The sequence below is a fragment of the Paenibacillus sp. FSL H7-0714 genome, assembly GCF_038003765.1.
GTDB lineage: Bacteria > Bacillota > Bacilli > Paenibacillales > Paenibacillaceae > Paenibacillus_AQ.
The window spans coordinates 3061376-3080094 of sequence record NZ_JBBOPT010000001.1 but is presented as its reverse complement, the minus strand read 5'-3'; the positions used below and the strand labels follow the sequence as shown (position 1 = coordinate 3080094).

At 45.9% G+C, this 18719-nt stretch carries 15 protein-coding genes and 1 pseudogene; 3 read left to right on the top strand and 13 right to left on the bottom strand.

Annotated elements, in window-relative coordinates:
• Nucleotides 1-178: 178 nt before the first annotated feature.
• The 5 genes and pseudogenes from NST34_RS13700 to hrpB form a co-directional block, all read right to left on the bottom strand.
• Nucleotides 179-373: a hypothetical protein gene (locus NST34_RS13700; RefSeq protein WP_076286428.1), complete on the bottom strand. Its 195-nt coding sequence runs from the start codon at nt 371-373 to the stop codon at nt 179-181.
• Between the two features lie 24 nt (nt 374-397).
• The gene (locus NST34_RS13695; protein WP_256716254.1) at nt 398-526 is read right to left on the bottom strand and encodes a hypothetical protein; all 129 of its coding nucleotides are present in this window, start codon (nt 524-526) and stop codon (nt 398-400) included.
• 26 nt (nt 527-552) lie between these two features.
• Nucleotides 553-1418 (bottom strand): annotated as a pseudogene (locus NST34_RS13690) (NAD-dependent epimerase/dehydratase family protein).
• A 186-nt stretch (nt 1419-1604) separates the two neighbouring features.
• Nucleotides 1605-2189, bottom strand: coding sequence for a general stress protein (locus NST34_RS13685; RefSeq protein ID WP_042187728.1), 585 nt, complete (start codon nt 2187-2189; stop codon nt 1605-1607).
• Nucleotides 2190-2285: 96 nt separating this feature from the next.
• Nucleotides 2286-4778 carry an ATP-dependent helicase HrpB gene (hrpB, locus tag NST34_RS13680; RefSeq protein ID WP_341128001.1) on the bottom strand — a complete coding sequence of 831 codons (2493 nt, stop codon included), beginning with the start codon at nt 4776-4778 and terminating at the stop codon, nt 2286-2288.
• 157 nt (nt 4779-4935) lie between these two features.
• On the opposite strand from hrpB, the gene NST34_RS13675 reads away from it, so the two are divergent.
• Complete coding sequence (locus NST34_RS13675) at nt 4936-5355, top strand: GNAT family N-acetyltransferase (RefSeq protein WP_340969159.1); 420 nt, start codon at nt 4936-4938, stop codon at nt 5353-5355.
• Between the two features lie 119 nt (nt 5356-5474).
• On the opposite strand, the gene NST34_RS13670 is transcribed toward NST34_RS13675, so the two are convergent.
• Complete coding sequence (locus NST34_RS13670) at nt 5475-5873, bottom strand: DnaJ family domain-containing protein (RefSeq protein WP_341128000.1); 399 nt, start codon at nt 5871-5873, stop codon at nt 5475-5477.
• Between the two features lie 1157 nt (nt 5874-7030).
• Between NST34_RS13670 and NST34_RS13665 the strand changes: the two genes are divergently transcribed.
• Entirely contained in the window at nt 7031-7510 is a 480-nt protein-coding gene (locus NST34_RS13665; RefSeq protein WP_341127999.1) for an SRPBCC family protein, read from the top strand.
• Here the strand turns inward: NST34_RS13665 and NST34_RS13660 are convergent.
• From NST34_RS13660 to NST34_RS13645, 4 genes are all read right to left on the bottom strand, one after another.
• Nucleotides 7499-8308, bottom strand: coding sequence for an SDR family oxidoreductase (locus tag NST34_RS13660; protein ID WP_042187718.1), 810 nt, complete (start codon nt 8306-8308; stop codon nt 7499-7501). The two genes, NST34_RS13665 and NST34_RS13660, sit on opposite strands and share 12 nt — an antisense overlap.
• A 138-nt stretch (nt 8309-8446) precedes the next feature.
• On the bottom strand, nt 8447-9313 hold the full coding sequence (locus NST34_RS13655) for a transglutaminase family protein (protein ID WP_341127998.1): 867 nt from the start codon (nt 9311-9313) through the stop codon (nt 8447-8449).
• Nucleotides 9310-10263 (bottom strand): alpha-E domain-containing protein, encoded by a 954-nt coding sequence (locus NST34_RS13650; RefSeq protein ID WP_076282772.1) that lies wholly within the window; start codon nt 10261-10263, stop codon nt 9310-9312. The genes NST34_RS13655 and NST34_RS13650 overlap by 4 nt, the downstream gene beginning before the upstream one ends.
• Nucleotides 10264-10335: 72 nt before the next feature.
• Complete coding sequence (locus NST34_RS13645; RefSeq protein ID WP_076282773.1) at nt 10336-11799, bottom strand: circularly permuted type 2 ATP-grasp protein; 1464 nt, start codon at nt 11797-11799, stop codon at nt 10336-10338.
• Nucleotides 11800-12151: 352 nt separating this feature from the next.
• Between NST34_RS13645 and NST34_RS13640 the strand changes: the two genes are divergently transcribed.
• Nucleotides 12152-13039 (top strand): DUF1835 domain-containing protein, encoded by an 888-nt coding sequence (locus NST34_RS13640; protein WP_341127997.1) that lies wholly within the window; start codon nt 12152-12154, stop codon nt 13037-13039.
• A 127-nt stretch (nt 13040-13166) separates the two neighbouring features.
• Here the strand turns inward: NST34_RS13640 and ftsY are convergent, their stop codons facing one another.
• From ftsY to rnc, 3 genes are all read right to left on the bottom strand, one after another.
• A complete protein-coding gene (gene ftsY / locus NST34_RS13635) occupies nt 13167-14165 on the bottom strand; it encodes a signal recognition particle-docking protein FtsY (RefSeq protein WP_042187710.1) in 999 nt (332 codons plus the stop codon).
• 105 nt (nt 14166-14270) lie between these two features.
• Nucleotides 14271-17840, bottom strand: coding sequence for a chromosome segregation protein SMC (smc, locus tag NST34_RS13630; RefSeq protein WP_149644311.1), 3570 nt, complete (start codon nt 17838-17840; stop codon nt 14271-14273).
• Between the two features lie 171 nt (nt 17841-18011).
• Nucleotides 18012-18716 carry a ribonuclease III gene (rnc, locus tag NST34_RS13625; protein WP_042127220.1) on the bottom strand — a complete coding sequence of 235 codons (705 nt, stop codon included), beginning with the start codon at nt 18714-18716 and terminating at the stop codon, nt 18012-18014.
• Nucleotides 18717-18719 lie beyond the last annotated feature (3 nt).

The following is an 18719-nucleotide window of genomic DNA, read 5'->3' as shown; positions in this document are numbered from 1 at the left end:
TCCTCGCTGCTACTTCACCTTCTATCTTCCATAGTATCACTTCTTAAAGTAAATGATTGGTAATAAACACTTATAATGATTATTTACTAAACTACAGCAAGTGTAATTGCATCTGGAAGTCCAATATATAAGGAGAAACCTTATAATTAAAAAAAACTGCCTATTGGCAGTCTTATCCTCAATAAATTCTAGAGCATAGCCAAATGGCGGTTCCCACAGCGATAATACCTGCTAACGTTACAAATAGGACATACCCTCTTTTTGTTCTAGTAACCGTGTGATTATCATAAAATTCAGGTTTTCGTACGATTCCAAACCATAGATCCGCGATTAAATTCACGACCACTAGAGAGAAATTTTTTATTACCCCCACGTCATCACTCCTTTTCAACTTTTGCTAGCCAAGTTTATTATTAATTTCACTTAGTGACTCATTCATTTCGTCCATTTTCTTGATCATCGCATATTGATTGCTAATCATCATGATTAAACCAATAAAGAACAAAATCACAAGAAGTAAACTCATACTGCACTTCCTTTCAGTAGCTGAATTCATTCACTCTGGACATTCAAGCTCCGAGCAAATCCTGACCTCCATGACGGGTACAGTGGACTCCATTCGTAATCCATTCGAGCTTTCGTATTGGAGGCTCCGCGTTCCCATCCTGCTCTGCCTTCTTGAACATTAGGAGCAGGAGCACCTATGGTATCTGAATAAGCTGATAACCAATCCAATCCATTAGCAGGCTCGTCGTCTACGATGTTCACAGGACCTGAAGGCCAGTTCAGAGCAAGCACCGCCGCGTTAGCTGCATCCTCCACATGTAGGAATGATACAACTGCATCTGTCGCTGTCACTCGTCCTTGACGAATTTCCTCTGTCATATAGCCATTAGTGTCATACCAAGTTCCTTGGCCGTACAACATTCCATACCGCAAGATCACATGATTGGGGATCTCGGCAACTGCTTTCTCTAATGAGCATATACCTTCAATCGTTCTTATCCGAGGCTCTAAAGCCTTCAGATCTAAAGGAGTTTCCTCCGTAGCTGGCTCCTCTCCAGCTTCATAAGCCCAAGAAATACTTTGTGCAATGATTTGCTCCACGCCTGCTGCAAGGGAAGCATCCACAATATTTCGTGTTCCTTCTATTCTTATCCTCGAATTATCTGAGAAATTCCGCTGACTTAGTGAAGTTAGCTGATGAATAACCACTTCTGGCTGTGCTTTGTGAATGGACGCAAATACGGCCTCTCGATCGAAGACATCCGCGACTACCGCCTGCGCTCCACACATCTCAATAAATGCTCTATTTTCTTCCTTATGGGTCATTCCGACAACCTCATGCCCGCTTCTAATAACTTAGGTAGCAATAGCCGTCCAATCACGCCCGCTGCACCGGCTACAAATATCTTCATCTAAGCCCTCCTTAAGAACAGCCTCTAAGTATAAAGATTGCTAGTTACTTCTCAAAATCCCAATTATAATTTGGATTATTATCCATACCATACCACATGTATAATAAAGACTGCACCTCACAGCTTATCGCTAGGAGGTGCAGTCTTTAATGGATTGTTTATAGTAAAAGTAGGTCGATTAACATTTTAAATTTTATCTCGGTTGTAAACTTCAGCCGTTCGGTCTGCTCTGTTAGCCATCGAATTACCTAGTCGAGTGTCTTCGTTATAGACGCCTTCGTAACGCTGCGCATTTAGTGAGCGATTGTCTCGGAACACATCATGCGCTTGATACCCTCGTCCATTATCCTCAACAAGCACAAGGATCTTGCCACTTTCAACGTATCCTTCGTACTCTTTTGCCTCATCCTCAGGAATGCCAAGACCGATCAAGCCACCAACTAAGCCACCTGCACCTGCACCCACGGCTACACCTGTTAACGTTGCCACAATAGGTCCCGCTGCCAGAATAGGACCAATCCCCGGAATTGCGAGCGCTCCGATACCTGCTAGCAGTCCGGTAACACCACCCAATACGCCGCCTGTAGCTGCACCTGTTGCAACACCCTCGGGAGCTTTTGTGCCTGTATCATCCGAAATATGTCTTAGCTCATCGCGATCACGTGTGATTACTGATATTTCATCATTACTAAACCCTTGATTGTGAAGTCCTTCAATTGCTCTGGTTGCTTCTTGTTCTGTATCAAAGATACCTACGATTTTTTTAGTCACTTGAAGCCCTCCTTAGTAATTGTCTTCGCTAGTTAATTACCCTGTAAGCTGAAGACAAAACATCTAATTAAAATTTCAAGTGCACGAAGGACCCTATTATTTCTTGGGACGTGCTCGATTGGTCGGAATTGCTTGCAAGGGGTCGTCTGGCCAATAGTGCTTAGGATAACGTCCTTTTAGATCCTTTTTAACCTCAAAATAAGTGCCACGCCAAAAGCTTGCAAGGTCAGAAGTCACCTGCATCGGCCTTCTTGCCGGTGACAAAAGATGAAGTAAAACAGGTACCTTTCCCCCACCAATTCTAGGGGTGTCTATCTGTCCAAACATCTCTTGTAATCGTACCGCCAGTACGGGAGCAGCTGGATTAGCATAGTCCACGGGCACACGCGAACCACTAGGAACTGTTATATGTGTCGGCGCTTCCTGTTCAAGAAGCTGTCGCTGATTCCAGTCCAGCAACCCCTCAAGCGCACGGGATAACGGGATTCGCTGAAGGTCGCGCAAGTTACGCATACCGTGAATGTAAGGTAATAGCCATTCATCAAGCGTCTCAATTAATGCTTCATCAGAGACATCCGGCCAATCTGAACGTAAGGCGTGCATAAACATTAGCCGCTCACGAAGCTGCAGAGGTCCCTTTTCCCACGGTAAGATATCAATCCCATCCTCTGCGATTACAGTTAGCAGTACTTTCGCTGTTTCTTCTGCGGAGGGTCTTTCATGTGACGTTTCTTTTAAGACAAGAGCGCCAAGCAGCGTTCGGCGGCGTTTCTTCACACTTCCACTTACTTTATCCCAATACACGTCAGAATCCTCTGTGATGTGATCTATATGATATTTAAGCAGTTGTCCTTCTTCTAGCTCAGCTGCCAGCAAGATTGCACCTTGTGTGGCTCGATCGTCAACAGACGCGGCCACAATATAAGCGGATCGGGCCAGCGGTTGCCCTTCCCGCATGGCCACGCCACGACCGGCAGAGAGCAGAAACGCGCCATCACCGCGTTTCTGCCCGATACGGTCGGGATAGGCGAACGACAGAAGCAGCCCGCAGAGGCTGATGTCGTTCACGGTCCCGCCCGGCGCTGCTTGCAGCTGCGCCAGGAAATTGCGGCTCTCGCGCACCACCGCGCGCAGAGCCGCAGGGTCCGCTCCGCCCGTATCGGCGGAGCGTTCGAACCGGAACAGCGCCTCTACGCGGAGCGTGAGGTCGCAATCTAGTGCCGCGGGACCCTTGAACAGGTCCCGCTCTTGCAGCAACGCCGCCAGCCGGCAGGCGAGCGGTGCTGCACCAAGCTCTGCCGCGCGCAGCAGCATATGCGCGGCTCGCGGGTGCGCGCCAAGCGCGGCCATGCTGCGGCCGTGCGGCGTGATGGCGCCGCCGGCGTCCAGCGCGCCGAGCTGGCACAGCAGCGCGGTGCCCTGCGCATAAGGCGCAGCGGGCGGCGTGTCAAGCCAAGCTAGCGCGGCAGGATCGCGCACGCCCCACAGCGCCAGCTCCAAAGCGAGCTGCGCAAGATCCGTCTCCATAATCTCCGGCACATTATCATCCGGAAGGCGATTATGCTCCTCCTGACTCCACAGCCTGTAGCATACGCCCGGAGCTGTCCGCCCGGCCCGTCCTCGCCGCTGATCGGCAGAGGCTTTCGATACCGGAACCGTCGTAAGACTTGGCATTCCCGTACGCGGAGAGAAAATCTGCGTACGACGCAGCCCTGTATCAATTACCGTTCGCACACCTTCGATCGTCAAGCTTGTCTCCGCAATGGAGGTCGCTAGTACGACTTTACGTTCGCCGTTTATGGATGGAGCCACTGCAGCATCCTGCATAGCCTGTGGTAATTGTCCGTATAAAGGACGAAGCACTATCCCGTCAGGCAGTTTTCCATGTTCCAATTCATTTTGGGTTCTGCGAATCTCCCGTTCACCCGGCAAGAATACAAGTACATCTCCCGGCTGTTCAGCAAGCGCATGTCTCACTGCGGCTGTGGCCGATTTTTCAATCGGAAGATTCCCTGTAGTTGGGGTATAAATAGTTTCCACCGGATAGGTTCGTCCCGGACAATCAACTACTGGCGCATCGCCCAGCATAACCGAGACCCGTTCACTATCCAGTGTTGCTGACATAATCAGAATCCGAAGATCATCACGCAGCACTGCCTGCGCTTCCAGCGCCAGAGCTAGTCCCAGATCCGCATGTAGACTACGCTCATGGAACTCATCAAAAATAATCAGACCCACATCCCCTAGTGATGGATCACTCTGAAGCATCCTCGTTAAGACACCTTCAGTCACTACAACAATTCGTGTATTCTTGCCTACCTTAGTGTCGTTCCGCATCCGATAACCTACCGTCTGTCCAACACTTTCTCCAAGATTGGACGCCATGTAAGTTGCAGCTGATCTAGCGGCAAGTCTTCTAGGCTCAAGCATAAGAATGCTTTTACCAGCCATCCATGGCTCGTCCAGAAATGCCGGAGGCGTTCCAGTTGTTTTGCCCGCACCGGGTTCTGCGATCAGAACAGCTGCCCGTGTTGAGCGAAGTATGTGTTTCAGGTCTGGAAGCACCTGTATAATTGGAAGCTGTTTCATTATATCTCTCCATCGTTTGTAATAATATGTTATGATTTCCTTTGATGTGGTCTAAACCCTATTCATCATGTGCGAAAAAACTTCAAAGATCAAGAAAATCTGTACTTACCATTTCAAGTATAACTTTCTTATGTTATAAAAAAGGAGACTTTCTAAAATGCTCGTAACTAAAGCCACTATTTCAGATTTATCTATACTCAGCAAGATCGATAGCATGGTCATTGGCAGCGAAATTCGCAAACCTAAAATCGAACAATATATTCTAAATGAGCAATGTGTTGTAGCATCGATTAACAGTGAGCCTGTCGGTTTTGCTTGTTACGATACCACTTTTTTCGAATGCTGTTTTATTCAGCTCGTAATTGTGAATCCCAATTTCAGACGTCTTGGCATTGCCGGTGCACTTATTCGTTACATTGAAGAACACTCTCCAACCCCCAAGCTGTTTACTTCCACCAATGAATCCAATACGATCATGCAGCAAGTGTGTCTTTCTCTAGGATTTGCAAGAAGCGGAATCATTGAGAATTTAGACGATGGTGATCCAGAATGGGTATATTTCAAGCAAGTAAAATGAAATACACTTGTGAAGCGAAGCACGCAAAAAGGCAGCTCTTTCGTCTCTTTATGGACTAAGAGCTGCCTTTATTTCACACTATTTATCCTCATGTCCATACAACAGGACCCTAATAAGCGTTATTCTTCTTCCCTGATTATCTGTTCGTGTATTTGAACACTGTATTGCATAAAAGCAGGATTACTATCTAAGCCTCGTTCACGCAGAAGCTCTTGCAGACGCAGCCTTTTCAAAGACAATTTTGCCCGAATTGCCTTGCCCTCACTAGTTTCAGTGCCTCCGCTATTGTGGCAGGCAGCAAGCAGCCCTTCGAGGGTGATGCATTCTGCACGCAAAGATACTTCCTCGGGCACCAGCCCGGAATTCTTCATAATTTTGAAAGACATGCGTAATTCTTCTGGCACGCCCGATAAATCCTCAAGCTCCATTGGCTTGCCATGCCCAGGTAAATCTCCAAATTCCCCATTACGCATAGATTCCTGAATCCGCTGCTCAACCAGCCAGGACATCATCCCCATATACGCAGCCTCCTTCACCAATACCACTACTATGATCTATCCCGCCTAAGCAAAAGTATGGTAAGCAGAATTGCGTCTATTTTAGCATAAATAACTGTAGATTTACATCAAACTGCCGCAATGCATTCTTATAAAAGGCGATCCTTCTCCGTTCTATGAATCTTCCTCGTCATCGCAGATCGTTCGGACTAAGGAGCCCTTATTTCGCAATTTCAGGCTATTTTGCTACACTATCGGACTCAGCTGCACCTATTCACGCAAATACACCCTATTTTTAATAGAAATTGTGGAAATAAGAGCTATGCAGTCCGAAAAGTCTGCGCATCCTCATATTCGCCTCCGCAGATCGCTCAGGACTCAAGAGTCCCCATTCCGCAAATTCAATTCATTCTGCTACACCATCATTCTCTGCTCCCTGTCCGCAACATATTACAGACGCCTAACCAAACCGTACAATAGTTTTTTTTCATGCGAACAATTGTTATACTCGTTCTAATAAGCCTCAACTCAACAAGAAAAACGCCTGACGTCGTCCTTGGAGGTTGAGTTACAAGCTGAGTACATCCGTAATTCCATACTCGTATCCATATACACCTTCGTAGTGAGGTTCCGCTTACGGACCGAATGGCTTATTTCGATGAAATGAGCACATATATTAGGGACGGACCGTATTGCACTTATTCCCTAATAACAAGCCCCTTCCCGGGTGATCTGAGGCGAATAACAGCGCTGGCTCATTTACGTTACCGGCGGCACATTGTATTCGGTTTTTCGCATACATTTGGCTCGTTTACGTTACCGGCGGCACATTGTATTCGATTTTTCGCATACATTTGGCTCGTTTATGTTACCGTCGGCACATTGTATTCGATTTTTCGCATACATTTGGCTCATTTACGTTACTGGCGGCACATTTGTATTCGGTTTTTCGCATACATTTGTCCGTAGGCTCGACTAAAACATGCATTTCGGAGGATATAAGGTCCGCTCGGTTTTTAGAATCTGACGGATGACTCCTCGTTTATTTCATGTCTCCTGCTTCTTCACGTTCACCCCTCCTTCCTCTTTCTTCGGAGTTATCCACATTTTTTTGTATTGTATAATTTCCTAAACAATAAAAAAAGGACTACAGCAGTAGTCCAAAGGAGAAATATAACATGATAGCTAACCTCAAAAAAACTGATGATCATTATGTCGCTCGTTTCGAACGTCAATTAAAACATCCCGCATCAAAAATCTGGTCCTTTCTGACAGAGAATGAGAAGCTTGCTTTATGGTTCACTGAATTACGTGTTGAAGACCTGCGTGAAGGTGGATTAATCAAGTTTGATATGCAAGACGGAACCTTTGAGGAAATGACGATTACCGCCTTGCAACATGAATCTGTTCTTGAATTTACGTGGGCTGAAGATTCTGTTCGCTTTGAACTATATCCTAATTCAGAAGGTTGCCTACTCGTCTTGAATGAAACGATCCGAACGCTCACGCCACACACACCCCGAGATTTAGCTGGCTGGCATGTATGTCTGGACGTGATCCAGCATCTTCTGGATGGTACGACGCTGGAGTCACGAAAAGCTGAATGGAACGTTTGGTATGAACGATACCGGGAAGCGATCTCTAAATTAGGACAATAAGGATTCTGCTCCATCAATCACAATTTGCGCACCTGTAATATGAATAGATTCATCGGAAGCCAAAAAAGAAACTAGATCGGCAACATTATCCGGTTTACCCGGCCCATCCGCCAGCGGCTGCGCACCATCGGGAAATTCAATCGGAATGACGATCGCTTCTACTTCTTCGTTCATTTCAGTGGTTTCATCTATATTGGTAGCAATCGCCCCGGGGCAGATCACATTCACTCGAATTTTAAACTTAGCTAGCTCAAGTGCAGCCATTTTGGCAAAAGCTACCTGTCCAGCTTTGGTAGTACTATACGTAGACCACCCAAAGCTGGCAAATCTAGTATTCCCATTGATGGAGCTAGTGATGATAATGCTACCTTTCCCTTTATCCTTCAGATGAGGGATCGTATATTTCAAGGTCAAAAAGGTCCCCGTCAAGTTCACCGACATCGTGCGCTCCCAATCACTCAGGCTCAGTTCCTCTATTGGTCCCACCGCACCATTGATTCCCGCGTTAGCGAATACTACATCTAAGCCGCCGAATTGTTCGACTGTCCTGCGCACGGCTTCCTCCATCCCTTTTTCATCCGAAGTGTCTACCTCTATGGCCAATGCACAATCTTTGCGAAACTTGTTTAGCTTATCCGCCAAAGATGAGGTACGTTCAAGATTCAAATCAAAAAGCGCTACATTAGCACCTTCCCTCGCCAGCTTAATAGCGGTAGCCCGACCAATTCCTGAGCCCGCTCCTGTTATAATTGCAGTTTTTCCAATAAATCTTTGTTTCTTAGCTATGTTTGGACTCATATGTAATCTCTCCCTTAAGATCTCTTAGTGATGTACTATGGATCAAGATTACCCAAATACATGTACACTGGAATCATCTTCACAAAAAAACTCCCCGTTCAAAAGCTTGAACTGAGAGTTTCATCTAGATCTATACATCTAATTGTCCAGCTTCCGCACATCCACTTTCACGGTCAGAGTGCCTGCTCCACCACGATATACACCTTTTACAGGTACAATATCTTTGTAGTCCCGTCCGTGACCTAACTTAATGTAACGCCAATTGACCTCAACATTATTCGTCGGATCGAAACCAAGCCAACCTGTACCCGGAATGTGAGTCTCCACCCAAGCATGAGAGGCTTGCTCAAAATTAGCATTACTCCCTTGCAGATCACCAACAAAATGATATCCACTTACATATCTGGAAGGCAGACCGACACTACGGCAGACAGCAATCATTAGATGAGCATAATCCTGACATACACCGCGTTTAAGCTTCAGTGCTTTTTTTACCGTAGTATTTACACTTGTAGCCTCAGGGTCATAGGTGAACTGTTCATAAATCGTCGCCGATAATTTAAGAATCCATTCATACATATCCTCTGCTTCATTAAAAGGGTATTGTGAGGCAAATTCCACTAATTCAGGCGTCACCTCGGTATAACGAGTCGGCAAAATAAACTCAATATAACGGTTCTGAAATCCCTCGTCACTTAACAATCTAATTTGTTCTTCAAGAGATGTTCTCGGGAGATCTGTCCCCTGAGCTTTATCCAGTGTAACTACAGTAGCTTTAGTGTGGATGACCATCTCCGCATGCGGCTTATTAACCGAATAGGCATGGACCCGATTCCCGAAGAAATCCTCATAGGTTAATAGATTGGCTGGCGGGTAAATATCCACTTCATGGTGATAACAGGATTGGCGATAATTCGTGCGTGGCGTGAGTCTGATCTCATTGACACTGTCCGTAACCGGCTCTGGATAGCTGTATGTGGTGGTATGATTGATTTGAATCTTCATACAGACACTCCTTCTCGCCGAAAAAAGGCGCCCTCCATTGTTTTACCAAGTTTTTGACAGGATATCACCAGCGATTTAAGCACATCTTCCACAAGCTCGCCGGACATTTCTTCCTTTTCCATATAATCCAGCTCTGCTTTTAGCTTACCCGCTTGCCGGATAACCTTCTCATGACCTGAACCTTTCTCTGAGGGATCTAGTTCAAGCTTTGCTAAATGCTCTTCCAGCTGATGAAAAGAAAAACGAATGGAACGCGGAAATTTGGGATTCGCAATCAAGAAATCTAAAATGCTCTCCGGGGACATAGCATCTGCATAATAACGGCGAAACGCCTGGTACCCACTAACGGATTTAAGCACCGCCTGCAACTGAGTATAAACCGCGTCAAGCTCCTTAAATCGGCATGAGGCAATGACCGCCTGCAAGATACGAGTTGTATTCTCTGCCCGCTCTAGAAACCGTCCGCTCTCAATGAAATGCCACTCATTCCCTCTAAGCATTACCGACTGCTCTGCTCCGAGAAACATGGCTGTACGCTCCTTAACCTGCTGATAGAACTGATGTGGGCCGCTCATAATATCTGCAACAGACCGCTCACCAAGCCATAGGTTGAAGCTGTTGACAACATCCCATAATTCACTTGGAAGCTGCTGACGGAGTGTTCGCAGATTATTTCTGGCATGATGTACACAAGAGAATAATGAATTAGAATTGCCTAAATCAAGTGTGATGAAAGATAGGACATCCTGCTCGGAAAAGGTTTCGAACTGCTGCATATATTCACCTCGAACGCCTAGCGCATCGATTAACCTTGACCATTTATGTCCTTCTTCATGAAAATCCTCTTCCTGCTGGATATGATAATGAACATTGATTAGCCGCGCATGATTCTCTGCCCTTTCAATATATCTGCCGATCCAGAACAAAGCTTCAGCATTTCGATTCAGCATCTCCAGCCACTCCCTTATTTAACAAATTGATGCTGCATTTTGTTAATCATCAACAAGCCTCACTAGGTTGTATCAAGCCATGACCCAAGTATCTTTTACGCCACCACCTTGCGAGGAGTTTACGACCAAAGACCCTTCTTTCATAGCCACCCGTGTCAATCCCCCAGGGATAACATGTGGCTTACGGTCAGCACCCATTAATACAAAAGCTCGAAGGTCGATATGTCTCGGTGCCATTGTTCCTCCTGACAATACCGGTGCTCTAGATAGAGACATGATCGGCTGCGCAATATAACGCTCCGGATCTGCGATAATCTTCATTCGAAATTCAGCGAGTTCTTCTTTCGTAGCTTCGCTTCCGATCAACATTCCATATCCCCCGGATAAAGAGGTTTCCTTAACAACCATTTCAGATAGGTTCTCAAGGACATATAAACGTTCATCAGGCCTGCCTAGCAGATAGGTCGGGACATTCCCAAGAATCGGTTCTTCATTCAGATAATAACGAATCATATCCGGTACATAGACATACATCGCTTTATCATCAGCAACACCAGTCCCCGGGGCATTAGCAATCGCTACATTCCCTGCCCGATACGCATTCATCAGACCCGCCACCCCTAGAAGTGAATCCGGCTGAAAAGCTAACGGATCGATGAAATCATCATCCAAACGGCGATATAATACATCTACGCGGCGAAGTCCGTTCATTTCTTTCAAATATATTTTGTGATCCTTTGCAACCAAATCTCGTCCTTCAACCAAATGTATACCCATCTGTTGTGCTAGAAAAGCATGCTCATAATAAGCAGAATTGTATTCCCCAGGTGTAAGAAGTGCTATAACCGGATCTGACTTTCGTGAGGGTGATAAACTACGTAGAACGGATAAGAAGCGATTCAAGCTATGATCAACATCTCGGATGGAGCTGGCAAAGGACAATTCAGGAAACAACTGATTCATAAGGGTTCTGCCTTTAAAAAGATATGAAAAACCTGAAGGCGTTCGTAGATTATCTTCAAGCACATAATATTGCCCATCATGATGGCGAATCAGATCGATTCCCGAGGTAGTGATGTAGGCTCCACCAGGCACCCTTAGACCAGTCATTTCTGGCCGGAAATAACAGTTGGAGATGATCATACGCCTTGGGACTATTCCATCCTTTACGATGTACTGCTCATGGTAGATATCATGAATGAACAGATTCAAAGCCGTGATACGCTGAATAATTCCAGCCTCTAGCCTCTCCCATTCATTCTTAGGAATAATGCGTGGAATCATATCGAAGGGAATCGTACGCTCCATGGGATGATCCTGAGCCGGATTGTATAGCGTAAAAGTAATTCCTTCCTCCATCATCCTGCGCTGCATCAAATTCTGCTTACCCTGCAGCTCTTCGGAGCTCATTCCGGAAAACATGCGATTCACATGTCTGTAATGCGGCCGGACATTTCTCTTATCTGCATACATTTCATCGAAAAAATGTTGCAGCGGATACGGAGACAGACCTGGCAGAGGATCTAATTTGGACATGAGTCCGACTCCTTTCGATAATGTTATCTTTACTAACAACCTATACTTTAATTTCTGAAAATATCCATGAAAATATTGTTTTGTATTCCCATAATACGTAAATTCTATTGCCGATGTCAATATATATAACAGAGAAATGTGATCTCTGAATATTTCCGTGTTTTGGAATCGCTTCCTTTCTCTCTTATATAGGTTGCCGGAGCTGAAATGTAGTTTCTTCATTGAATTGTATGCAGGAGTAGTGACAAGCATTACTATTATGAATTTTTCATATGTTGGTTTTTTTATATAGTTGTCTGGGAAAGTAATTTCAGTTATATGGTATAATTTGGAGCGTTAGGAGAGTGAACAAATGGATCACAAATATACTATGACCATGGAGCAGGAAGAGGCTAGGCGGAAGCATATTTATCTTTTATTTGGTTTGTCAGAAGCTGGTTCGATGAAGGTAGCACTTAGTCGTGTAGGCAGTCGTCATTTAATAAGAGTACTTTCATTTAATGAGACGTTCTCTGCTGGACCGCTGTGCAAATTACATAATGATGAAGGGTGTCAAGCCCGTGAGTTATGGTTTCAAGAACGATTTCCGGATCAGGGTTATCATCTCAATCCCCAGCATAAACTGGGAGCCATGATTCAGACCTTAAAAGAAATTCCCGAGGACAAAAAAATCACTATTTGGTGCGGAAACAACTCCCATGATCAGACAGGTTTACGATTTGCACTTTCTGTTCTTAGTGAGAGGAAGCAACCTATTCATGTTATAAATCCAGTCGAAGCTTATGAGGAGCTTCCCGGGATTACTGAACAATTTAGCATGGGCTTATCTCCCCAGTCTCTGGGTCAGCTCCCAAACGAAGCTGTGCAAACTATTATCAAAAACACCGAAAATACGCAACCCCTTACCTCCGCGAAGAGAAAACAGTATGAGCTGGAGTGGCAAGAAATCAGCAACACTGAGGATATGCTTCGAGTATGGTTCAAAGGTCAGCTAACGAATGTACCCGAAACATACTATGACGAAGACATTTTATCCTTAATTCTGCAACTGCAAAAGAATGAACAGGGATTTCATTTCGTAAATGCAGGACTTATTGTAGGTGCAATTATAGGACAGTGGAATTTATTTATCAGTACCTCATTTATAGAATATCGCTTCTGGAGGCTTATTAGTGAGGGGAAGCTGTTATTTAAAGGGATACCCTACGCGATGCATTTGTACTTTTTAAGAATTCCTTAGAGGTCGCTACATTAACAACTAACAAACATTTTATAAAAAAGGAATGCCCTCATAAACTAAATATAGCTTCGAGGACATTCCTTGTAAATATGACTTCTTTATGATTATGTGTAGGGATGGATTACACTTACTCTTCCGATTCTTCTGACTCTTCCTCAGCAATTAATCCGGCAAAAAGAGCATGCACGAACTGCTGAGAATCAAATGGCTGCAAGTCTTCCATCTTTTCTCCGAGCCCTACGAGCTTCACTGGTAAGTTCATTTCCTGACGAATGGCTACTACAATTCCGCCTTTAGCTGTACCATCCAGCTTCGTCAAGACGAGCCCTGTTACCCCACTCTTTTCACCAAATAGCTTGGCTTGAGTAAGCGCATTTTGACCTGTGGTCGCATCTAGCACCATCAGTACTTCATGCGGAGCACTAGGAATTTCTCTTTGAATAACGCGGAAAATCTTGTTGAGCTCTTCCATCAGATTACTCTTATTCTGAAGTCTGCCTGCCGTATCGCAAATCAAGATATCTACATTCCGCTGCTTAGCCGCTTGAACAGCATCGAACATAACAGCGGCTGGGTCAGAGCCAGCTTGTTGCTTAATTACGTCTACGCCAGCACGTTGACCCCAAACTTCGAGCTGCTCAATCGCTCCGGCACGGAACGTATCCCCTGCGGCCAAAAGAACTTTTTTACCCTCTTGTTTGTAACGATGTGCTAGTTTACCGATCGTAGTCGTCTTGCCTACTCCATTTACCCCAACGAACAAAATAACTGTAATGCCATCCGGATTTTCCTTCAGGCTGTTATCGTCATCGCCGCGCAGCAATTCCATGAGCTTACGGGACAAAATGGGTTGCAGCTCTGCTGCATCTTCAATTCGCTTTTGCTTCACTTCGGCGCGCAGATCCTCGACAAGTGTCATTACTGTATTAACACCTACGTCCGCACCAATCAAGATTTCTTCCAGCTCTTCGTAGAACTCTTCATCTATTTTTTTACGGCGGATAATCAGGTCTGCTACCTTTTCGACAAAGCCTTTACGGGTTTTCTCTAATCCGTCGCGGAATTGTTTGGTTACACTTTCCGTTTTGCCGGAAATGCTTTCTTTTAACTTCCTGAAAAAGCTCATTTGTTTCCTCCTAAAAGTTTTGTGAGCGACACTTCATTGATTTAACTTCGTACAAAACTCGCTTCGAAAGCAGATACTTAAAAAAATCACCATTTCGACAAGCCGTTAAGCGATCTCTGCTTCCTCATCCTCTAAACGTACAGAGACAAGCTTGGATACTCCGCCTTCTTCCATCGTTACTCCGTAGAGCACATCCGCCTCTTCCATCGTTCCTTTGCGGTGTGTAACGACGATAAATTGCGTTTGTTCTGAGAACTCACGCAAATACTGTGCAAAACGCACGACATTCGCCTCATCTAGCGCAGCCTCTACCTCATCCAGTACGCAGAACGGAACCGGCTTCACTTGCAGGATGGCAAACAAGAGGGCCATCGCAGTTAAGGCGCGTTCCCCACCAGATAGGAGCTGCAGGTTTTGAAGCTTTTTACCCGGTGGTTGGGCTACGATATCTATACCTGTTTCAAGCATATGTTCTGGATCCAGCAGCATGAGATCAGCTCGACCGCCTCCGAACAGCTTCGAGAATACCGTGCCGAATTGTTTACGGATCGCATCGAAGGTCTGTTTGAAGCGTTTGGACATTTCATCTTCCATCTCACGGATAACTTGATACAGGGTAGTCTTGGCTTCGACCAGGTCATCTTTTTGTCCACTAAGGAAGGTATAACGCTCATGAACACGCTGATATTCTTCAATCGCACCTAAGTTCACTTCGCCCAATGCAGAAATACTACGTTTCAGACGCTGTACATCCGCTTGTGCGGCAGGCACATCTTCGGGCACAGGATAACGTTGCTTCGCTAGTTCATAGCTTAGCTCGTAATCATCACTCAGCTTACGAAGAATATTATCAAGTTCAACATCGAGACGACCCACAGAAACTTCAGTAGAACGCAGCTTGTCCTCCACGACTCTAAGTGCCTGACGCTGATCCTTGGTCTTGCCCTCCTCTAGCTCAAGCTTACGGGTTAACGCTGAACGTTCCGCCCGAGCTAGATCCAAAGTACCGGCTGTCTCTTCCTTCTTCAGACGATAACTATTCAAATCTTCTTTCTGTTTCACGGTTTCCAAAGCATTGCTAGCCAAATCCTGTTCGATCGTATGTAGCAGGTTTCGATTTTGGCGTAGCTCTTTATCCTGTGAACCCGCATCTTGTCTTAGACGGCGTAATTGTTCCTCCAAGGAAAAGATCTCCTGATCGAGCTTGCCTTCTGATACTTTCATGCTGGTCAGCTTGCCTTGAAGCTCTTCCTTAGCCGATTCATTCGCTTTACGCGCCGATTCGGCATTACGGATACCCTCATGAGCTTCCTTCTCTTCCTTCTCGAGACGTTCAAGCTCAGCAGAGGCTTGTTTCCGAGTCTCCTCAAGCGTGCGGACCTCACTTTCAAAGCCACTACGTTCCGCGCCTGTGCTTTCCACTTGTTCCTGCACATGCCGAAGCTCCTGTTCAAGCTGCTTCAAATCGCCAGAAACACGTTGCTCTTCCAGTCTCTTCTCATCACCATCACGGCGCAGGTCCTCTAGCTTCACGCTAGCGTTCTCCTGCTCTTCACGAAGTCTGGCTATGCCTTGTTTCAGCTTAACAATTTGACGCTCGCTCTCTTCGATCTCACTGCTCAGCTGATCCAGCTGGCGTTTACGACTAAGTAAGCTATTGTTCTTCTTATGCTGGCTACCACCAGTCATGGAGCCCCCGGCATTGACTACATCACCCTCTAGCGTAACCACACGATAACGATACTGGCATCTAGCGGCGATGCGGTTAGCCTGCTCCAGGCTCTCAGCAATAACTACATTGCCAAGCAAACTGCCAACAATACTTGCATACTTATCATCGTATCCAACGAGTTCGGAACCAATTCCAACAAAACCTTCAGCATCTTCCACCATTCCTCGGTCGCTACCGGAAATTTGGCGTGGCCGGATAACATCGAGTGGTAGAAAAGTAGCTCGTCCCAATTGACGTTGCTTCAGGAAAGATATCGCTTGACGAGACACGCTCTCATTATCCATAACCACGTGTTGCAGCGATGCACCCAGCGCAGTCTCAACAGCCATTTCCAGCTTCTCAGGAACGGAGATGAGTTCAGCAACCGCACCATGCACACCGTTAAGCTGTCCTTTACGAGCTCCTTTGAGAACTTCTTTAACCCCAAGCATAAAGCCATCGAAATCATCCTGCATTTCTTTCATGGTCTCGTGACGGGAGACTTGTGCTTCCCGCTTCTGTTCCCACTTTCTCAGACCTGATTGCGTCTCTTCAATCAGCTTCTGACGTTTACTAAGTTGTTCACTTTCAGTAATATAAGCACCACGAAGATTGCTTAGTTCTTTTCCAAGCTGGGCAATCTTGTCTTTTAGCCCTTTCTGGTTAGCAGACAGCTCATCATGCCGTGCAGTCCATTTGCCGCTTTCTTCTTCACTGCGGCTCATACGACGCTCCAGGTTCTCCTTCTGTTGATCCGCGTAACGAATTTCGTTACGTGCATTCGCCATAAGGTTCATTAACTCCAGGAGAGCACTTTTCAGCTTCTCCTCCTGGCTCTGACTAATACCGTCAGCGACACCTTCGAGTCTTGCCTCTTCCGCTTCGATCTGTTTCCGAAGCTCAACAAGCTTAAGCCGGGATGCTTCGAGCTTAGCTTCTAAATCCCCAAGCTCACGCTGTCGGTCCGCAGAACGCTCACCTACAGAACCTAATGTGAGCATTAACTGTTCACGGTTGCTCTCAAGATTACGCTTGCGTTCCTTCAACACTTCCCCGTAACCTTCGCTCTTCTCATAAGCTTCACTATAACGGAGCAATTGCTCTTGCTGCTTCTCGATCTGTTCTTCTAACGCGCGCAGTTCAGCACGTCCGCTTTCCAGCTTCGCATCATGAGCAGAGACAACTGTAGATAACTCCAGTTGCTCATCCTTTAAAGTTTCGAGCTTAGCGTTACCTTCCTGCCAAGCTGTATGAATGCCTTCAATCTGATGCACATAGACTGAAATTTCCTGATGCTTCAGTTGTTCCCGAAGCTCTTTAAAGCGAATGGCCTTCTCCGATTGATCCTTAAGGGGACCAATCTGATCCTCAAGCTCACTAATCAAATCGTGAATACGAAGCAAGTTTTGCTCCGTGTCGTCAAGCTTTCGACTTGCATCTTTTTTGCGCGATTTATATTTTACAATACCCGATGCCTCTTCGAATATGCCTCGCCGATCCTCGGAACGAGTACTCAGAATCTCTTCAATCCGACCCTGTCCGATAATCGAATAAGCCTCACGCCCGATACCGGTATCCATGAACAGCTCTGTGATATCCTTCAGTCGGCAGGATTGCTTATTAATTAAATATTCACTCTCACCACTACGGTGAACACGCCGAGTCACTGTAACTTCGCTGAAATCCAGTGGAAGCGTGTGATCCTCATTATCGAGCGTAAGTGATACTTCACCATAATTCACAGCTTTACGCGCGTCACTACCGGCAAAAATAATATCTTCCATCTTGCCGCCACGCAGTGATTTAGCACTCTGTTCGCCGAGCACCCAGCGTATGCCGTCAGAAATATTGCTCTTGCCGCTTCCGTTCGGACCCACTACGGCCGTTATTCCGCGCACAAATTCCATTTCTGTTTTGTCGGCAAATGATTTAAAACCAGCTAATTCTATCCGTTTCAAAAACATACTTGCCTATCACCTCTGACCCATTATACCATAGCGTTTATTCGCCTAAAATAGCTTCAAAATGAAGCTTGGCTATTCTTTCGAAAAAGAGCAGCAACGGTCTGAGCTCCGCCTAAACGCCGGTATTCAGACCTTTGCTGCTCTCCTCCGCTTGTCCACATGATGCAAAATTCAGGCACCATCTTCTTTCAGATGCAACAGTGCAGCTGCTGCAGCCTGCTGCTCTGCTTCCTTCTTCGAGCGGCCGCTCCCTTTACCAAGTGAACGGTTAGTCATTAACACTTCAGAGACGAATTCACGCTCATGCGCGGGTCCCCGTTCTTCAATGATCCGATATTCCAACGTACCCATATTGTGCTGCTGAATTAGCTCTTGCAGTTCCGTCTTATAATCGGTCATCTGCATTTGCAGTTTCCCATCCGTCTCCACAAGTGGAAATACGTGATTATCAAGAAAAGACCGTACAGTTTCCAGTCCTTGGTCAAGATAAAGCGCTCCCACGAAGGATTCGAACACATCAGCCAGCAGGGCCGGGCGAGTACGTCCGCCCGTAAGTTCTTCCCCTTTTCCCAGCAGTACATAACGGCCAAAACCTAAACTCTCAGCGAACTTAACCAGCGAAGGCTCGCATACGATAGCGGCACGTAGCTTGGTCAGTTCCCCTTCAGGTCGATCTGGCAACAGATTGTACAAATATTCAGAAACCGTCAGCTCCAGTACAGCATCCCCTAGAAATTCGAGACGCTCATTGTCCTGATGCTGATTGAAACGGTGTTCATTCACATAAGATGCATGGGTAAAGGCCTGCTTCAGAAGCACAGAATCGTGAAATTGGATTTGAAGTTGCTGTTGTAACTGCTTCAGTTCTCCTTTCACCGC